We start from the raw sequence: 16862 nt of genomic DNA, 5'->3' as shown, positions 1-16862 counted from the left end.
CCCCTTTGTCACATGTGGCCGAAAAACTCGGCGTCTGCTGCTCGCCAGGGGCGGAAGGTGGCGGGATCGACCTTTACGTGCGCCGCAGCGGGTGCGTCGTACCATTTGACCGTGTAGCCGGCGCCGTGGGCGCAAAAGACCGAGTCGGGCGTGTTGGGCAGATCGGCCTCGGGCTCGTAGGCGGCAGCCTCGATTACGCGCTCGCCATCATGGCAAGCCGCATAACCGGCGAACTCCAGGTACAGATGCCCGCGACCGCTCGTGTAGGCAGCCACCTCCAGCGCATAATCTTGCACCTCGGATGCCGGAACGCGACCCACAAGCTTCGCCCGGTCTCCCGCCATCGTCGGCGGCTCGTACTCGGCACTCATGCGCGTGGCATCCGAGAGCGCCCGGCCCACGCACTCCCCCGGCACCTCGAGCTCAAAGCGATACCACGGCTCCAACAACACCGCCGCGCCGGCCTCGCGCGCCTGCATCAAACCCTGGCGAATCGCGCGGTACGTGGCCTGGCGAAAATCGCCGCCCTCGGTGTGTTTGGCATGCGCGCGGCCGCCCGCGAGCGTAATGCGCACATCGGTGATGGGCGAGCCCGTCAGCACGCCCAGGTGGTCGCGCTCCATAGCGTTGGTGAGTGCCAAACGCTGCCAGTTAAGATCGAGCTCGTCGGCCGAGGTCACGGTGCCAAACTGCACACCCGAACCCGCCGGCAACGGCTCCAGGCGCAGATGCACCTCGGCATAGTGGCGCAGCGGCTCAAAGTGGCCCACGCCCTCGACCGGCCGCGAAATAGTCTCCTTATAGAGAATGCCGCCGGGCTCAAACTCAATCGAAAGGTCAAAGCGATCGGCCAACACCCGCTGCACGACCTCGAGTTGCACGGCGCCCATCAACTGCAAGTGAATCTGCTCAAGATGCGTATTCCAGCTTACGCCGAGCATGGGGTCTTCGTCCGTCAGCTCAGCCAGCGCTTTAAACACCGCATGGACATCATGTTCGCCCGGGAGCACCGTATAGGTGAGGACCGGCGCAATGACGGGCGCATCGCACCCGGGCTCCGCACCCAAGGCATCCCCCGGGCGAACGTGCGCAAGACCCGTCACGGCACAAATACCGCCAGCGGCAACTTCCTGGGCAAGCTCGTACTTCTCTCCGTTATAGATGCGCACCTGATCGACCTTTTGCTCCCATGCCTCGGCGCCGGAACGCCCGTCAATCATCTGTTTGGCATGCAGTGTGCCGCCGGTCACTTTAACCCAAGCCAAGCGCTCGCCACGAACACCGCGGCTGACACGATAGACACGCGCGGCGAACTCCGGCGGCCACGCCTGCTCACGCATCAGCGTGCACATACCATCCAGCAGCTCGCCCACGCCCTGATCCTTGAGCGCCGAGCCGGCAAAGCAGGGAAAGAGCCTGCGCTCGGCAACCATGCGCGAAAGCGTTGCAACGGAAAGCTCACCCGTCTCAAGAAACTCCTCGAGGGCTGCCTCGTCCAACGCGGCAGCGTCCTCCCAAGCGGCGCCGCCCGCCAGCAGTTCGTTCGCATCGAGGCAGCCCTCGGAAAGACGCTGCCCAAGTTGTGCCAGCAAAACATCGCGGCCGGGATTCTCCAAATCGATTTTGTTGATATAGATGAACGTCGGAATGTCATAGCGCGCAAGCAGGCGCCACAGGGTTTCGGTGTGCCCCTGCACGCCGTCGTTGGCACCTACCACCAAAATCGCGTAGTCGAGCGCACGCAACGTGCGCTCTGCCTCGGCCGAAAAATCCACGTGTCCGGGAGCGTCCACGAGCATGACGCGGGTATCACCGTGGTCGAACACGGCCTGCGACGAGAAAATCGTGATGCCGCGCTCGCGCTCGATGGCGTTGGTATCCAGGTGCGAGTCGCCATCGTCCACGCGGCCGCGCTTGCGAATGCGACCCGCGCAGAACAGCATGGCCTCGGCCAGTGTGGTCTTGCCGGCATCGACATGCGCCAAGATTCCAACGACCGCTTGCTTCGACATGGCTCTCCTCTTATTGCAAGCCCGTCGCACTCGGCAACGGGCATCCTCGTTCCACACTGGATGATACAATTTACGGGCCGGCGGGCGAAGCGGGCCCTATCCCCCGACCAAGCTCATCGCCCTGCGTTGCCGCGCGGCGATTTTCGTAGGTTCGCGCCTTACGAAAGCCGGCACCTCCCCTTTTGTCTGCCCGGTCTCATCTGAGGCGGTAACAATGCGAGTCCCACAACGACGCGTTTTACCAAAAATGGCCCCACGCGGGGCCATTTTCATTTCGATGAAACGCTGGTATGTGACTCGGCCCTTATGCCTCGCGCAGCCAGTCGAACGCAACGCGCGGCGTGCCGTCGGACACATACACGACGCCGGCGCGCTCGAACCCTGCCTTGAGGCTCGCACCCTGCATGGGCAGGTTGTCCGCGTGCGTATCGATACGCAGATGGTCGGCACGCTCCTTGGCAAAGGCAAACATCGCGGCCGCGATACCGTGCACGGTGCCGTCGGACGCCACGCGGTGCAGCACGGCGTACGGAGTGTCGCTGCGCCACTGACCGTCCTCGATGACGTCATAGCACTCGTCCGGGCCCGGCAAAAAGGCAAACGTCGCCACCACGCGACCGTCGACTTCGCACACATAGCTGCCACCGGCGGCGATATCGGCAGCCAGCTGCTCGGCCGAAGGCGTGCCCTCGGGCCACTGCGTGGCGTTGCCATGCGCGCGCATAAAGGCGCGGGCGGCATCATAGATAGCCATGACGGCGGGAATGTCGGTCTCGAGGGTTTTTCTGATCATCACGCGGCGACCTCACGTTTATTGGTATCACTTTGATTGAGCAATGATACCAGCGTTTGGAAAGGGCAAGGAGCGGATGGGAAGCAAAAAGCGAGCCGCCTGGTCAAAGGCCAAAAGCGAGTTTTTGGGCGCTGCCACCGGCGGCGATATGAGCGACCTGTTTGCGCGCGAGGACGAGCGCCGCGATGCCCTGGACGCCGAGCGCGATGAGGCTTGGCGCTACAAATCGTGCGAGCGCAAAAACCGCTACGACACACGCGCCGAGGCCGAGGCCGTTATGGCCGACTGCGAAAACCGTGGACGGCGTGGTTTGGCCTGCTACAAATGCGAATACTGCGGCGGGTGGCATCTGACGTCGCATCCTTGGAAATAGGCTCCGCAACGGAGCGGCGCTCACGCAGCGGCACGGCACCGACACATCGCCGGCCATCACGCGCAGGCTACGGGCGCGGCGGCACCAAAACATCGTAGCGGACGGCCTTGCCCGCAAGCTGATAGCTCGGCTTAACGCCGGCAAGCAATGGGCCCTTCACCGGCCGTTTGATAACGACCTTGCGCGGCCGCACTGCAAGCGCAGTTTTAACCAGCGTCTCCTCATCGGCACACGGCTGTTCCAGATGGTGCAAGAGCTGGAACTTCTTTTTGACCGCCGCGCTCTTGGTGCGCTCAGGAAACATGGGGTCCAGATACACCACGTCGGGAGCCGCGAGCTCATCGCGCTCGACCAGCTCAGCCGTATGGCGAAGGCCGGCAATGCTGTCCTCGCCCGCATGTAAGTGCATGCGCGCCACGGCGGCCGCAAGCGCCGAATCATCTGCCGCGCGATCCAGGGCATCCTGGAGCAGCGCCGCGATCACGCAATCCTGCTCATACAGATCGACGGTAAAGCCCGCTGCCGCCAGCAGCAGCGAATCCTCGCCAAAGCCTGCCGTGGCGTCAATCGCCCATGGTTGTTCGATGCCTTTTGTGCGCGCAGCCTTTACCAACAGCTCTTGCTGCAGACGACCCTGCTTGAGCCGTGGAAGCATGCGGCCAAAATCGGCACGCAACTCCATCGTGCCGTCGGTGAGCGTAAGGCCCTCGGACGTCCGCACGAGCTCGAGCCCAGCAGCCCGAGCAACAGAAAAGGGATCGACGACGCCCATGGACACTCCTTAGCAAACAAAACGAATACATGGGCGCCATTCATGTCGGCACCCAACCGTCCGTTATTGTCCCACATGCGACATGGTCCACAGCATCCCAATGCAAAGCACCGCCATCAATACCGTGCACACGGCAGCGATCACAGAATCACTCATGCGCCTTCCCAGCGACCGCGGCTCATCCACTTGCTTGACTCCGTACATCATGGCTCCTCCTTCGGTCCAGCTCTTACCATGGCCTCATCATCGCAGCGCCGCGCATGCGCTGCCATCGATTTGACTTACGTCCAGCTTTCCTTTTTGAAAGGTTGAACCGTGCAGGCAAGAGACGCTTTCAGGCGCATGCATCGCCGCGTTGAACTACAATGTGCTTCACCATATGTGCAGCACATAGGGTGCGCCAGGTTGGCGTACTCGTATCGAAAGGACCAGCCATGAGCTTCACTCGCAAGACACTCAAAATCCTTGCCCTGATTTATTTTGTTCTGGGCATCGCCAGTCTCGTCATAGGAATCGCCGGCATCGCGACCGGCAAGTTCGAGTCCACCTACGGATCGAACGCCATGCTCGCCGCGGCCGTGATTATCGCCAAGGGCCTCATCGATCTTGCCGCGGGCGTTGCGGGCATCAAGGGTGCCAACAAGCCTTCGCAGGTTGACGGCGCGTTTAAGCTCGGTATCGTTGCTGCAGTCGCCACGCTTGCCCAGGCGGTGCTCACGCTTCCCGCGTTTGGCGGCGACGCCATCAACTTTGGCGCCTTTGTCATCGTGGTGTACGACCTGTTCTTTGTTCAGCAGGCGCACGCCGTCAAGGCCGAGAACAAGGACCGCCTGTAAGCGCTCGCTTCTCATAGCCTCTGCAGCCAAGCAACTAAAAAGGGCCGATCGCACATCTCCGCGGTCGGCCCTTTGCATTTGCCCAGATAAAACCTGCCAAAATAAACCTGTCCCTTTTTGGTAGATTAGTGGCGGTACTCGGCGATGATGAAGTCGATATCGGTTTGAAGGGTGTCCAGGTTTGCCAGGCGCTCTTTGTCGGCGGGGCGCGTACGGTAGTAGTACGGCGTCATCTGGAACACCGCCTCGATGTCAGCCTGGGTCTGGAGCGTAATGTTCGCAGACACCCGCTGCGTTCCCACCAACTCGAGCTCGGTCGTCTTCGGCAGCTTCTCGTCGTTAAGGTACGGCGTGTCGTAGAGCACCTCCTTGAGCCCAAACAGATGACGGGCACCCGGCACCACGGTGTAGAGCGAGCCCTCGGGCGCCAGCACGCGGGCAAACTCGCGCTCGTTAAAGGGAGCGAAGAGCTCGGTCACCATATCGAAGGCGCCATCGGCCACGGGGATGTCCTTCATATTGGCCACAAAGTAGGTCGCATCGCCGCGCTTGGCGGCCAGGCGCACCATCTCCTTGCCCAGGTCGAAACCGTAAGCATCCACGTCCGGCACCGCACCCATGGCGCTAGTGTAGTAGCCCTCGCCGCAGCAAATATCGAGCAAGGTCATGGGGACGCCTGCAGACGCCGCGCGCCCAGACACCTGCTTGCGCACCAGCTCGACCATCGCATCGCGCAACGGCGCATAGTAACCGCGGTTCAGAAAGTCGCGACGACTACGCGCCTGCGACTTGGGATCGCCCATGGAGTCGCCGCTCTTGGACGAGCGCAGTAGATACAGATAGCCCTCGCGCGCACGATCAAACCGGTGTCCGCCCGCGCACACAGCACCGCGCTCATCGTCCACCAACGGCTCATGGCAAACGGGACACAACAACATGGCAACTCCTTAGCGCGAACAACACAACGCCCACCATTGTCGCACGCCTTCCCCACCTAGTCATTGGGGACGTTCTTAAACGACTAGTCATTCAAGAACGTCCCCAATGACTAGTCGATTAGGAGTATCATCATCTGCGCAAATAAGCACGAAAGAGCATATTAGAGATTGAGAGCGTATGGCTGATACCGCGTCCAAGCACATTGACATGACCACCGGCTCACTGTGGCGCAATATTCCCCTGTTCGCCTTCCCCGTGGCCGCCACGAGCATCTTGGAGCAGCTATCGAACCTCATCGCCACGGTCATCATCGGTAACTTCTCAGGCGACCAGGGAACCCTCGCCATGGCGGCGGTCGGCTCCAATGTTCCGCTTACCAGTCTTATGCTCAACCTGTTTATCGGCATGTCGCTTGGCTCCAACGTGGTCATTGCCAACGCTATCGGCCGCAACGATCAGAACATGGTCAAACGCGCCGTCCATACCTCGATTTTAATGGCGCTCGTGGGCTTTGTCGTCATCGCCCTGGGCGAGATCTTTGCCGAGCCCATGCTCGCCGCGCTCAACGTTCCCGCCGAGACCATGCCACTCGCCTCACTCTACCTACGCGTCTTTTTGCTCAGCATGCCCTCGATCTTGCTCTACAACTTTGAGGCCGCAATCTTCCGCTCCGTCGGCATCACCCGCATGCCGCTGCAGGCGCTTGCCGTGTCCACCGTCCTCAACATTGGCCTGGACCTCATCTTTGTCCCCGTGCTCCACTGGGGCGTCGCGGGTGTCGCTATCGCCACCGCCATCGCCTATACCGTCAGCGCAGTCACGCTCTTTATCCGTCTGCTCAAGACCGATTCCGTCGTCCGCGTCACCCTGCGCGATCTGGCTATCGACCCCGTCGCCCTCAAGCGCATCGTCAAGATCGGCCTGCCCGCCGGCATCCAAAGCGCCGTCTTTGCCGTCGCCAACATCATCATCCAGTCCGCCATCAACAGCCTGGGCACCGAGGTCATGGCGGCATCCAGCGCTGCCATGAGCCTGGAGTACGTGTGCTACAACCTGCTCAACAGCTTTAGCCAGGCCTGCACCACCTTTGTGGGGCAAAACCACGGCGCTCGCCAGATCGACCGCTGCACCAAGACGCTCAAGGTCTGCCTGGTCGAAGGCGGTATCGTCGCACTCACCACCATCGTCATCATCGTCGGTCTGGGGCGCGAGATCCTGGCGCTGTTCAACAGCGACCCCAACATCGTCTCGATCGGCTATATCCGTGTGTGCTCGATCTTCCCGGCATACGCCTTTAGCATGTTCTACGAGAATATGTCCGGCTACCTGCGCGGCTTTGGCATCTCGCTCATGCCCGCCCTCATCACCATGATCTGTGTCTGCGGCATCCGCTTCTACTGGGTATTCTGCGTGTTCCCGCACTTCCGCACCTTTGCGAACATCATGATGGTCTACCCCATCAGCCTGGGCACCACGGCGTTCTTTATGGTCGTGGCGGTATTGCTCTGCCATCCGGCACACACCTACCGTCTGACGCAAGCCAAAGCGACAGCCCGCTAATCACCACACTCAACGCCACGCCAGTCATTAATTGACAATATGCGAGCTCATATAGTCGATAAAGTGCCTCGTGGCGACAGGCATGGTGTCCCAGCTGCGCCAGGCTGCAACCACGTCACGCGAAGGAGCATGCACGATGGGTCGTACGCGAATATCGGCCCGCATGCCCTCGACGGTACGGCGATACAGCATACTCACGCCTAGGCCCTCCTCCACCATCGCCATGATGGTGTAGTCGTCGGTCACCTCGCTCGTCACGTGCGGTGACAGCCCATGCGCCGCAAATGCATCGAGCACCAGGCTCTGTTCGCCCTCATCCAGCAGCACAAACGGCTCGGACGCTAGGTCGGCGAGTGTCACCTTTTCCTTTGCCGCCAGCGGATGCGCGGCCGGCAACAATGCTACCAACTCGTCATGATAGACCACGCGCTTCTCGAGCCCCGCGGTAAATCCGCGTGCCGTAAAGCAAAAGTCAACCACGCCATCGTGCACCCACTGGGCGTTGCGCGTGTAATCGCCCTGCTTGAGCGTAAAGTGAACGCCCGGGTGCAGGGCCCCAAAGTCGCGGATCACGCGCGGCAGCACGGTACGACTCACGTTGGTAAACGTCGCAATGCGAATGTCAGTCGACGAAAGCCCCAGCAACTCCTGACGCTTGCCCTCAAGCTCGGCCTCGGCAGTTACAATCTGGCGCAGATACGGCAGATACTGTTTGCCGTCGCGCGTAAGCGATACGCCCTGCTTACCGCGCTCGATAATCGTGGTGCCCAGCTCGCGCTCGAGCGCCTTGACGGCCTGGCTCACCGCGCTTTGTGTATAGCCCAGCTCATCGGCTGCACCCTTAAGACTGCCGCGATCGACCACCATACAAACAATCTGATACCGCGATGCCATCGTGCCTCCACATCAATGCAGCCGTAAAACGTTTTGCCAGCGCTTTTTCTAGCAACATTAGTATTTCTTAATCATACTGAAGATACATTCGCTTTACTACATCCACATCTGGGAGCAGAATCCTTTTTGCGAAACCGTTCTGTAACAAAAGGAGTCCCATGGATCGCAAAAAAGCAATCGCGCTCTCATTTTCCGTTCCCGTCGCATGGGGCTTTTCGTACCCCCTCATGAAGATCGGCATGGATAGCATGAACGCCACGAGCATCGTTGCGCTGCGCTGCATCATCGCCTTTGTGGCCTGTCTGCTGCTCTTCCACAAGCACGCGCTGCGTATCAACCGTGACGTGATGGTTCGCTCCGCCATCATCGGCGCCATCATGGCAACCGAGCTCACCTGTATGTGCCTGGGTTCCAGCCTCACCTCCGCCTCAACCGCCGGCTTTTTGCAGAGCCTGACGGTCGTAATCGTGCCGTTTGCCAACGCCGCCCTGCTGCGCCGCGCCCCCGAGCGCAAAGTTCTCGTCGGCACCGCCATCGTCACCTGTGGCATGCTGCTGCTCTCGGGCGCCGACTTCACCAGCCTGAACCCGGGCGCGCTCATCATGTTGCTCTCGGCCTTTGTCTATGCCGGCCACATCATTGTGGCGAAGCGCTTTGTCGAAGATGTCGACCCGCTGGCTCTGGGCGTTTGGCAGCTGGGCTTTGGCGGCCTGTTCTCGGGCATCGCCGCATTCGTCTTTGGCGGTTTCACGCTTCCCGGCACGCCGGGCGAGGTCGTAGTCGTCGTTGCCCTCGCACTCATCTGCTCTGCCTATGGCTTTATCACCCAGACGCTCGTGCAGCCCCACGTGCCCGCCGAGACCACCGGCTTCGCTTTCTCACTCGAACCGGTCTGCTCTGCCGTCTTCTCGTTCTTCCTGGTCGGCGAGGTCCTGAGCCCCATCGCCTTCTTTGGCGCCGCCCTCATCCTCACCGGCGTCATGGTGGCAACCGTCGAGCTTCCGCGCCTCCGTGAACATGGACAGGCCCGTATGGCAGGAGCGCCCGAGCGCGTCTCGTAGTCCCCACTCCTTATGCAGCCGCGGCATAAAGGTTTCCGGTGTGCCTTTACAATAGATGCCAACAGAGCATCTGCCATAAAGGAGCCCCATGGACACCGCGACCCGCAACCGCAACATAGCAACTTGGTTGGGCGATGCGCCGCAGCCGGTACGTGACACTACGAACCAGCTGCTCGAGCGCATCGCCCTTTTGCGTGCCGAGCAAACCATCTACCCGGCACAAGACGACATCCTCAATGCCCTCGTCTACACGCCGGCAGACCAAGCCAAAGTTGTCATCTTGGGTCAAGACCCCTATCACGGACCCAACCAGGCCATGGGGCTTTCGTTCTCGGTCCCCGCGACGCAAACCAAGCTGCCGCCGAGCCTGCGCAACATCTATAAGGAGCTCAATGCCGACCTGGGCTGCCCCGTTCCCGCCACGGGAGATCTAACGCCATGGGCACAGCAGGGCGTATTGCTCCTCAACACTACGCTCACCGTGCGCGAGCATGCCGCGAACTCGCACGCCAAGCTGGGCTGGAGCGCGCTCACCGACTACGTTATCGAACGCTGCTGTCAGCTGCCCCAGCCGGTAGTCTTTTTGGCATGGGGCCGCTTTGCCCAGCAGATGGTTGAGGGCAAGCTCGCCGCGACCGGCGCGGGCAAGGCAAGCGGCAAGTTCTGTCTGGCCTCCACGCACCCCTCGCCACTTTCGGCCAACCGTGCCACGGCAGAACTCCCCGCTTTTATGGGGTCGCGCCCCTTCTCGGCAGCCAATCGGCTACTCGAACAGCACGGCTCGACCCCCGTCAACTGGACTTGCCTCGGCTAAAAATCGATACATCAAAAACGCGCCCGACGGCTTTCCATCGGGCGCGTTTCCTATTCGGGCCAAATAAATTGGGTGCGGCCGGCCTCTCCGCCATCGATCAGCAGGCTCTGCCCGGTCATAAACCGGTTGGTCACGCCCACAAAGTAGATCCACTCGGCGATCTCTTGGGCGGTGGCCCAGCGCTTAAGCGGCGTGAGCTCCATAATCTGGTTCCACAGGTGTTCGTCTTCCATCACGCAACGGTTGAGCGGCGTGATGACGCCGCCCGGGTCCACACTGTTGGCGATGGCCTGCGGCGCCAAGCGGTTTGCAAGGTTCTTGGTGTAGGCGATAACGCCGCCCTTGCTGGCGGCATAGGCGGGAAACTCCGATCCCGTATGCCCGCTCGCCGACCCCACATTGACCACGGATGTAATGGCCGGCGCCGGCTTGGCGGCAAGCCCCTCCCCCACAAAGGCATAGCGCTCGGTCACGTTGATGGTGCTGCACAGGTTGGCGGCAATATCGTCGGCCGAATCCTGCGTGCCGGCAACGTTCACGATCACCTGGGGTTCAAGCTCGTCCGGAAACGAGTCCGGCTCGCGGACATCGACGATCAGATGGCGATAGTGCTCGTGCTCGACTGCCGCCGGCAGCAAATCAAAGCCCACGACCTCGTGGCCCTCGTCCAAAAAACGCTGCACGCACGCGGCTCCGATACCGCCCGAGGCACCCGTGATCAAAACCCGCATACTTGCTCCTTAGGCGGTTGCGTGACGCTCGAGGTACTCGGCGCCCACATTCTCGCGCTCCCAGCCACGCACGACCTTGTAGCCCACGGGGCTCAGGAAGACCTCACACAGCAGCTCGGCAACAGCGCCGGTCAGCGAGCACATAAGAACCTGCACCCAGGTCCAGCCAAAGAACGTGTGGCTCACCACAATGGCAAAGACCAGGTTGTCGATAAACTGGCCAACACCCGTGGACACATAGGAGCGGAAGGCGAAGCTCGCAAAGTTATTCTTTTTGAGCATACGGCCGAGCGACTGGTTGAGCGTGGAGTTAACGACGGCAGAGACGAGCATGGCGAGCGAAGATCCAAACACCACGTACCAGGTGCCGCCGATGGTGGCGTTAAGGGCGGTGTTGACCTCGATCATGCCCGTGTCATAGTAGGCGCCCCACATGCCGGGCGTGAGCGAGCACAGCCAAAAGCACAGGCTTACGGCCAGGTTGACCGCCAGCGCGAGGATAGAGATTTTGATGGATGCCTTGGCGCCAAAACGCTTGCAGATCATGTCCTGGCACAAAAACGAGACCCAGCTCACCACAAAGCCGCAATCGAGTGCCAGATACGGTAGGCTGATAAGCTCTTTGTTGGCCAGCAGGTTCATCATGATGACGCTCACGAAAAACAGCGAAACCGTTGCCGCGGGAATGCTCCGCAACAGGACCTTGTAGTCCTCCATGACCTTCTTGATCATTATGTACTCCTTTGGTTTTAGGTTTAACGAGCAGGATATCGGACCCGAACTGCTCGGCCGCCACGGTCTTGAGGCGACGGTGGGTATGATAGCCGCTCACGCGGCGGCAGGCAAGCAAACGGTGCGGCAGCCCCGCAGGGCCACCGCGCCGGTGCACTAAAACGTTACGTTGCCAAACTCCGACAGGACAAGGTCGGGGTTGTGGTCGGTCGCCCAGTCAACATTCCACGGACTCGTGAACAGCAGCAGCTTGCCGCCGCGCATGTCCTCGACACGCAGCGTGTCGCGCGTGAGCGAAAGACCCGGGATATCGATGGTGTCGGAGTCGTTTTGGATCCAGCGAATGTCCGTATAGGGCAGCGGCTGGCGACGAACCTCGACACGGTACTCAGCCTTGAGGCGGCGCTCGAGTACCTCAAACTGCAGCACGCCGACCACGCCCACGATGACGCTCTCCATGCCGGCACCCAGCTCGCGGAAGATCTGGATGGCGCCCTCCTGGGCAAGCTCCTCCATGCCCTTCACAAACTGCTTGCGCTTGAGCGTGTCGACCTGCGTAATGCGGGCAAACATCTCGGGGGCAAACGTCGGGATCTGCGGATACTGCACGTGGCGCTTGCCGGAGCACACGGTGTCGCCGATGCTAAAGATACCGGGATCGAACAGGCCCACGATGTCGCCGGCGTACGCCTCGTCCACGATGGCGCGATCGTCGGCCATCATCGAGGTGCCCGTAGCCAGCTTGAGCTTGCGGTTGCCCTGCACATGGAAGGCATCCATGCCGCGCTCGAACTTGCCCGAGCAAATGCGCACAAAGGCAATGCGATCGCGATGGTTCTTGTCCATGTTGGCCTGGATCTTAAACACGAAGCCGCTAAAGTCGTTCTCGGCGGGCGCGACCGGCTCGCTGGTGAGTGTATCGGTATAGGCGCGCGGCGTCGGGGCCAGACGCAGGAACTCTTTAAGGAAGGGCTCCACACCAAAGTTGGTGAGTGCCGAGCCAAAGAACGCCGGGCTCAGCTTGCCGCAGGCCACGGCATCCAGGTCGAGCTCGTCACCGGCGCCATCGAGCAGCTCGATGTCGTCCATCAGGTTCTTGTGGTTCTCCTCGCCAATAAGCTCGTCCATGGCCGGATCGCCCAGCTCGGCCTCGACCTCGGCGACCTTCTTGGTGGCGTTGGCGTGGCCGTCGCCCTCAAAGGCAATGACGCGACGGGTCTGACGATCGAACACGCCGCGGAAGTTGCGCCCGCTGCCGATCGGCCAGTTCATGGGATACGTATTGATACCCAGGACGTTCTCGATCTCTTCCATGAGCTCAAACGGATCGCGAGCCTCGTGGTCGAGCTTGTTCACAAAGGTAAAGATGGGAATATGGCGCAGCGTACAGACCTTAAAGAGCTTTTTGGTCTGGGCCTCGACGCCCTTAGCGCCGTCGATGACCATGACTGCGGCGTCGGCGGCCATAAGGGTACGGTAGGTATCCTCCGAGAAGTCCTGGTGGCCGGGGGTATCGAGGATGTTGACGCAGGCGCCGTTGTAGGTGAACTGCAGCACCGAGGAGGTAACGGAAATACCGCGCTCCTTCTCGATGTCCATCCAGTCCGAGACGGCATGCTTGGCCGAGCTCTTGCCCTTGACCGAGCCGGCAGTCTGGATGCTGCCGGTATAGAGCAGCAGCTTCTCGGTAAGCGTGGTCTTACCGGCGTCCGGGTGGCTGATAATCGCGAACGTGCGGCGCGACGAGATTTCATCCGACAGGCTTGCCATGCGGATCCTTTCTTGCATTGAGTGCATTACGTCGTTGTAACCGCACCATTGTAGCCGCGAAATCCCGCCATAGGGCACCTATCAGGACAAATTCATTAGCCAAGCTCGCTGTGCACCTGGCAGTCGCCTCAAGGACTGTCTCGATCTGTAACAGTAAGACGGGTTTTGAGCCTCTACCTGTTACAGATCAAGACAAACCGGCAGGCCCGCCGGCACAATCTCGATTTGTAACATCTGACCGCCCAAATTGGGTCTAGCTGTTACAAATCGAGATAAACAGGAAGGCAGGGAGCCAATGTCTCAATCTGTAACATCTAGCCGCGCAAATCGACTCTTACTGTTACAGACTGAGACAAATAGGCAAGCGGGCAAATAAGATCTCGATCTGTAACAGCAGGCGACCCAAAACGGACCCAGGTGTTACAGATTGAGATTGTTTTGGAGCAAGCGCGGCGCCGATGGGCTATTCCACATTTAGCTCTTGCATAACTGTGCATAGTGTATATATACTGTGCTTACCGGTTATATACACGTGTAACCCAACAGCTAAGGAGCCGCTGTGGACATCATCCTATCCGATTCGAGCGATAAGCCTATCTACGAACAGATATCCTCACAGGTCAAAGCTCAGATCCTTTCGGGCACACTCACTGCGGGAGCCAAACTCCCCAGCATCCGCGCGCTCGCGAGCGATCTTGGCGTGAGCGTCATCACCACCAAGCGCGCCTACGCCGACCTGGAGCAGCTCGGGTTTATCTGCACCGTGCAGGGCAAGGGCTGTTTTGTCGCCGAGGGCAACCAGGAGCTCTTGCGCGAAAACCAGCTCTGCCATATCGAAGAACTGCTTGCGAAAGCGGCGAGCCAAGCCGAAGCCCTGGGCGTTACGCGCGACAAGCTGCACGAGATGCTCGACCTGATAGCCCCCGAAACCATGCAGTAGCCATCTGCAAGAAAGGCTATACCATGCAAAACCTTCTAGAACTCAAAGGCATCTCACGCCGTGTGAGCGACCGTTTTTCACTGCGAGACGTCACACTTGCCGTGGAGCCCGGCCAGATCGTTGGCTTTGTGGGCGCAAATGGCGCCGGCAAGACGACGACCATTCGCGCCGCGCTCGGGCTTATAAAGCTCGATGCCGGCGAGGCGCATCTGCTTGGACAGCGCTGCGACGCCAACGCGCCCGACGAGGCACAGCGCCACCTGCGCTCCCGCGTCGGCCTTGTCCTGGACACATGCCCCTTCCCCTCCACGCTCAAGGTGGGCCAGGTCGAGAGGCTCGTAGGCCCGGCGTACCCCACGTGGAGCTGCGAAACGTTCGCCGGATTCATCGACCGATTTGGCCTCGATCCCAAGACGAAGGTCAAGGACCTCTCCCGCGGCATGGGCATGAAGTTGCAGCTTGCCTGCGCACTCAGTCACAATGCCAAGCTGCTCGTTTTGGACGAAGCCACCGCAGGCCTTGATCCCATGGCGCGCGAGGAACTGCTCGACGAGCTGCTTGCCTTTGTCGCCGACGGCCAGCGCAGCGTGCTGCTCTCGAGCCACATTACGTCCGACCTCGATCACACCGCCGACCGCGTCATCTGCATCGATAACGGCTCGATTGTGTTTGACCTGCCGCGCGAGGACATTACTGACCGTGCTGGCATCGCTCACTGCACTCAGGCACAGGCCGCCGAGCTTATGGCTTGCGTCGAAGACGCCCGCGCCGCCCACCACGCCTACAGCGTGGACGTGCTTGTGCCCGACCGTCGCGAAACGCTCGAGGCCTTTCCAGAGATTCCCTGCGATCGGGCAACCATTGATGACTATCTTCGCCTCATGCTGAAAGGGGCTTCGAAATGAAACGCGCCTTTATGTCCGAGCTCGCCATCGTTCGCACGCTCGCCCCGAGCATCGCGGGCGTCGGCCTGTTCATCTTCGTCGTACTGGCCCTCGCCAACGCATCGGATGGCGATTCCGGTATGAGCGCCGGCGCCTGCGCGGTCAGTGCCATGTCGCCCATCATAGTCATGAGTTCGCTGGCCGGCTTCGACAATCAAAACGGATGGGAGCGTTATCGGGCGACGCTGCCCATCTCGCGCAAAGACATCATCTGTGCACGCTACCTGAGCATCATTGCCTTCTCGGCCGTTATGACCTGCGCCGCCGCGCTTTTGAGCATCATCACCTTTCCGTTCTTCGATCACATGGGCATGCCCTCGACGGGACAGATCGTCTTTGAGACCACGATAGCCTCCGCCGCATCGATGCTCATCTCCCTCATGATGGTGTTTCTGGCACAGCCGCTGTTCTTTCGATTTGGACACATGGAGGCGCTGCGCCTTTCCGTCGGCCTGTTTGCCCTGCTCGGATGCCTTGCCATGGCCACACTGAGCTCCTCCAACCCCATCAGCAACTGGCTCATGTCGATTGCTGGGGCGAATCCCGATCCCGCCGTCCTCGGCTGCCTGTGCGCAGGAATTGCCGTACTGGCCCTCGTGCTCTTTGCACTGAGTTGCGCCATCAGTACCAAGGTCTATCGAGCACGCGACCTGTAGGCAAGCGCGGTATCATCGGGCATGCGCCGCAGATCTGGCGCGGTCTTTTATGAGGAGGCGCTCAACCCGTGTCGTGGGTTACAGCAGCATTTGCATCAGCTTTCTTTGCCGGCATCACATCCATTTTGGCCAAATGCGGCATCAGGCACACCGACTCCGACGTTGCAACCGCCATCCGTACTTGCGTGGTGCTCGTATTTGCCTGGGCAATGGCGGGCATTTCTGGATCCATCGGAGCAATCGGCGCCATTCCCGCCAAAGCCTGGCTATTCCTCACCCTCTCGGGACTCGCCACCGGCGCCTCGTGGATCTGTTACTTTAAGGCGCTCAGCATCGGAGACGTCAACAAGGTTGTACCCGTCGACAAGATGAGCACCGTGCTCGCCGTGCTGATCGCCATAGTGCTTTTTGGTGAGACAGGCAACCTGGCGGTCAAGCTCGTGGGAACCGCAGTTATCACGCTCGGCACGTTTTTGATGATCGAGAAAAAGCAGTCCGTCGGCGCAGAGCAAAAGCAAGACCGAGCCTGGCTCGCTTACGCCCTCGGCGCCGCCGTGTTCGCGGCACTCACCTCCGTCCTCGCCAAGATCGGCATCGAAGGTGTCGAGTCAAACCTGGCCACGGCAATCCGCACCTGTGTGGTACTTGTTATGGCATGGGCAATCGTGGCTGCCAAGGGAAAGCTGGAGCAGGTCGCGCGCATTGACCCGCGCGAACTCGCATTTCTTGCGGCATCGGGCATTGCGACCGGCGCGTCGTGGCTGCTGTACTACTACGCCATCGCTGCAGGCCAGGTGAGCGTCGTCGTGCAAATCGACAAACTATCGATTGTCGTATCGGTGCTGTTCGCACGACTGGCCTTCAACGAAAAGCTGTCGCATCGAAGCGCCATCGGCCTTTTCCTCATCGTGCTGGGCACCGCCGCGCTCGCGATTTGGAAGTAGCGTCGGTGTCAGGCGAGATTCAGTCCACCCGCAAATCCGTGACACAGCGCCCACACCGGGCTTGAGATGTTTGTATTGCCCGCGCGCTACC

18 protein-coding genes are annotated in these 16862 nt (G+C 60.5%); 9 read left to right on the top strand and 9 right to left on the bottom strand.

Features of this window, described 5'->3' with window-relative positions; translation table 11 throughout:
* Positions 1-8: 8 nt before the first annotated feature.
* Positions 9-2012: a translation factor GTPase family protein gene (locus DW754_RS01925; protein WP_117758261.1), complete on the bottom strand. Its 2004-nt coding sequence runs from the start codon at positions 2010-2012 to the stop codon at positions 9-11.
* Between the two features lie 304 nt (positions 2013-2316).
* Positions 2317-2805, bottom strand: coding sequence for a GNAT family N-acetyltransferase (locus tag DW754_RS01920; RefSeq protein ID WP_117736485.1), 489 nt, complete (start codon positions 2803-2805; stop codon positions 2317-2319).
* Positions 2806-2881: 76 nt separating this feature from the next.
* On the opposite strand from DW754_RS01920, the gene DW754_RS01915 reads away from it, so the two are divergent.
* Positions 2882-3178, top strand: a complete 297-nt coding sequence (locus DW754_RS01915; protein ID WP_055310006.1) for a hypothetical protein — start codon at positions 2882-2884, stop codon at positions 3176-3178.
* A 67-nt stretch (positions 3179-3245) separates the two neighbouring features.
* Here DW754_RS01915 and DW754_RS01910 read toward each other — a convergent pair whose 3' ends face one another.
* Together DW754_RS01910 and DW754_RS10920 are read right to left on the bottom strand one after the other, a co-directional pair.
* Positions 3246-3950 carry a class I SAM-dependent methyltransferase gene (locus DW754_RS01910; protein ID WP_117758262.1) on the bottom strand — a complete coding sequence of 235 codons (705 nt, stop codon included), beginning with the start codon at positions 3948-3950 and terminating at the stop codon, positions 3246-3248.
* A 63-nt stretch (positions 3951-4013) separates the two neighbouring features.
* The gene (locus DW754_RS10920) at positions 4014-4157 is read right to left on the bottom strand and encodes a hypothetical protein (RefSeq protein ID WP_158555292.1); all 144 of its coding nucleotides are present in this window, start codon (positions 4155-4157) and stop codon (positions 4014-4016) included.
* Between the two features lie 227 nt (positions 4158-4384).
* Between DW754_RS10920 and DW754_RS01905 the strand changes: the two genes are divergently transcribed.
* The gene (locus tag DW754_RS01905) at positions 4385-4786 is read left to right on the top strand and encodes a hypothetical protein (RefSeq protein ID WP_117635536.1); all 402 of its coding nucleotides are present in this window, start codon (positions 4385-4387) and stop codon (positions 4784-4786) included.
* Positions 4787-4911: 125 nt separating this feature from the next.
* Here DW754_RS01905 and DW754_RS01900 read toward each other — a convergent pair whose 3' ends face one another.
* Positions 4912-5724, bottom strand: a complete 813-nt coding sequence (locus DW754_RS01900) for a putative RNA methyltransferase (RefSeq protein WP_117758263.1) — start codon at positions 5722-5724, stop codon at positions 4912-4914.
* A 178-nt stretch (positions 5725-5902) separates the two neighbouring features.
* Here DW754_RS01900 and DW754_RS01895 point away from each other — a divergent pair, with 178 nt between their 5' ends.
* On the top strand, positions 5903-7285 hold the full coding sequence (locus DW754_RS01895) for an MATE family efflux transporter (protein ID WP_117758264.1): 1383 nt from the start codon (positions 5903-5905) through the stop codon (positions 7283-7285).
* A gap of 27 nt (positions 7286-7312) precedes the next feature.
* On the opposite strand, the gene DW754_RS01890 is transcribed toward DW754_RS01895, so the two are convergent.
* Complete coding sequence (locus tag DW754_RS01890; RefSeq protein ID WP_117758265.1) at positions 7313-8179, bottom strand: LysR family transcriptional regulator; 867 nt, start codon at positions 8177-8179, stop codon at positions 7313-7315.
* Positions 8180-8337: 158 nt separating this feature from the next.
* Here DW754_RS01890 and DW754_RS01885 point away from each other — a divergent pair, with 158 nt between their 5' ends.
* Positions 8338-9240, top strand: a complete 903-nt coding sequence (locus tag DW754_RS01885) for a DMT family transporter (RefSeq protein WP_117758266.1) — start codon at positions 8338-8340, stop codon at positions 9238-9240.
* 88 nt (positions 9241-9328) lie between these two features.
* Entirely contained in the window at positions 9329-10054 is a 726-nt protein-coding gene (locus tag DW754_RS01880; protein ID WP_117758267.1) for a uracil-DNA glycosylase, read from the top strand.
* A 50-nt stretch (positions 10055-10104) separates the two neighbouring features.
* Here DW754_RS01880 and DW754_RS01875 read toward each other — a convergent pair whose 3' ends face one another.
* The 3 genes from DW754_RS01875 to DW754_RS01865 all read right to left on the bottom strand — a co-directional run bounded on the left by DW754_RS01875 (position 10105) and on the right by DW754_RS01865 (position 13287).
* Positions 10105-10785, bottom strand: a complete 681-nt coding sequence (locus tag DW754_RS01875) for an SDR family NAD(P)-dependent oxidoreductase (RefSeq protein ID WP_117758268.1) — start codon at positions 10783-10785, stop codon at positions 10105-10107.
* Positions 10786-10794: 9 nt separating this feature from the next.
* Positions 10795-11517 (bottom strand): VUT family protein, encoded by a 723-nt coding sequence (locus tag DW754_RS01870; RefSeq protein ID WP_231501599.1) that lies wholly within the window; start codon positions 11515-11517, stop codon positions 10795-10797.
* A gap of 156 nt (positions 11518-11673) precedes the next feature.
* The gene (locus tag DW754_RS01865; protein WP_117758269.1) at positions 11674-13287 is read right to left on the bottom strand and encodes a peptide chain release factor 3; all 1614 of its coding nucleotides are present in this window, start codon (positions 13285-13287) and stop codon (positions 11674-11676) included.
* A gap of 559 nt (positions 13288-13846) precedes the next feature.
* Here DW754_RS01865 and DW754_RS01860 point away from each other — a divergent pair.
* The 4 genes from DW754_RS01860 to DW754_RS01845 all read left to right on the top strand — a co-directional run bounded on the left by DW754_RS01860 (position 13847) and on the right by DW754_RS01845 (position 16771).
* Entirely contained in the window at positions 13847-14227 is a 381-nt protein-coding gene (locus tag DW754_RS01860) for a GntR family transcriptional regulator (RefSeq protein WP_117758270.1), read from the top strand.
* Between the two features lie 23 nt (positions 14228-14250).
* The gene (locus DW754_RS01855; RefSeq protein WP_117758271.1) at positions 14251-15132 is read left to right on the top strand and encodes an ABC transporter ATP-binding protein; all 882 of its coding nucleotides are present in this window, start codon (positions 14251-14253) and stop codon (positions 15130-15132) included.
* The gene (locus DW754_RS01850; protein WP_117758272.1) at positions 15129-15827 is read left to right on the top strand and encodes an ABC-2 transporter permease; all 699 of its coding nucleotides are present in this window, start codon (positions 15129-15131) and stop codon (positions 15825-15827) included. The genes DW754_RS01855 and DW754_RS01850 overlap by 4 nt, the downstream gene beginning before the upstream one ends.
* A 68-nt stretch (positions 15828-15895) precedes the next feature.
* The gene (locus tag DW754_RS01845; protein WP_117640579.1) at positions 15896-16771 is read left to right on the top strand and encodes an EamA family transporter; all 876 of its coding nucleotides are present in this window, start codon (positions 15896-15898) and stop codon (positions 16769-16771) included.
* Positions 16772-16862 lie beyond the last annotated feature (91 nt).

It is taken from the genome of Collinsella sp. AM29-10AC (assembly GCF_003469085.1).
Lineage (GTDB): Bacteria > Actinomycetota > Coriobacteriia > Coriobacteriales > Coriobacteriaceae > Collinsella.
Note: the sequence above shows the minus strand (reverse complement) of the source record. Positions and strands in the feature narration are given on the sequence as shown.

What these genes read in the sequence shown, in the direction of transcription:
- DW754_RS01925 (WP_117758261.1), bottom strand. Translation starts at nt 2,012, where the DNA reads ATGTCGAAGCAAGCGGTCGTTGGAATCTTGGCGCATGTCGATGCCGGC.
- DW754_RS01920 (WP_117736485.1), bottom strand. Translation starts at nt 2,805, where the DNA reads ATGATCAGAAAAACCCTCGAGACCGACATTCCCGCCGTCATGGCTATC.
- DW754_RS01915 (WP_055310006.1), top strand. Translation starts at nt 2,882, where the DNA reads ATGGGAAGCAAAAAGCGAGCCGCCTGGTCAAAGGCCAAAAGCGAGTTT.
- DW754_RS01910 (WP_117758262.1), bottom strand. Translation starts at nt 3,950, where the DNA reads ATGGGCGTCGTCGATCCCTTTTCTGTTGCTCGGGCTGCTGGGCTCGAG.
- DW754_RS10920 (WP_158555292.1), bottom strand. Translation starts at nt 4,157, where the DNA reads ATGATGTACGGAGTCAAGCAAGTGGATGAGCCGCGGTCGCTGGGAAGG.
- DW754_RS01905 (WP_117635536.1), top strand. Translation starts at nt 4,385, where the DNA reads ATGAGCTTCACTCGCAAGACACTCAAAATCCTTGCCCTGATTTATTTT.
- DW754_RS01900 (WP_117758263.1), bottom strand. Translation starts at nt 5,724, where the DNA reads ATGTTGTTGTGTCCCGTTTGCCATGAGCCGTTGGTGGACGATGAGCGC.
- DW754_RS01895 (WP_117758264.1), top strand. Translation starts at nt 5,903, where the DNA reads ATGGCTGATACCGCGTCCAAGCACATTGACATGACCACCGGCTCACTG.
- DW754_RS01890 (WP_117758265.1), bottom strand. Translation starts at nt 8,179, where the DNA reads ATGGCATCGCGGTATCAGATTGTTTGTATGGTGGTCGATCGCGGCAGT.
- DW754_RS01885 (WP_117758266.1), top strand. Translation starts at nt 8,338, where the DNA reads ATGGATCGCAAAAAAGCAATCGCGCTCTCATTTTCCGTTCCCGTCGCA.
- DW754_RS01880 (WP_117758267.1), top strand. Translation starts at nt 9,329, where the DNA reads ATGGACACCGCGACCCGCAACCGCAACATAGCAACTTGGTTGGGCGAT.
- DW754_RS01875 (WP_117758268.1), bottom strand. Translation starts at nt 10,785, where the DNA reads ATGCGGGTTTTGATCACGGGTGCCTCGGGCGGTATCGGAGCCGCGTGC.
- DW754_RS01870 (WP_231501599.1), bottom strand. Translation starts at nt 11,517, where the DNA reads ATGATCAAGAAGGTCATGGAGGACTACAAGGTCCTGTTGCGGAGCATT.
- DW754_RS01865 (WP_117758269.1), bottom strand. Translation starts at nt 13,287, where the DNA reads ATGGCAAGCCTGTCGGATGAAATCTCGTCGCGCCGCACGTTCGCGATT.
- DW754_RS01855 (WP_117758271.1), top strand. Translation starts at nt 14,251, where the DNA reads ATGCAAAACCTTCTAGAACTCAAAGGCATCTCACGCCGTGTGAGCGAC.
- DW754_RS01850 (WP_117758272.1), top strand. Translation starts at nt 15,129, where the DNA reads ATGAAACGCGCCTTTATGTCCGAGCTCGCCATCGTTCGCACGCTCGCC.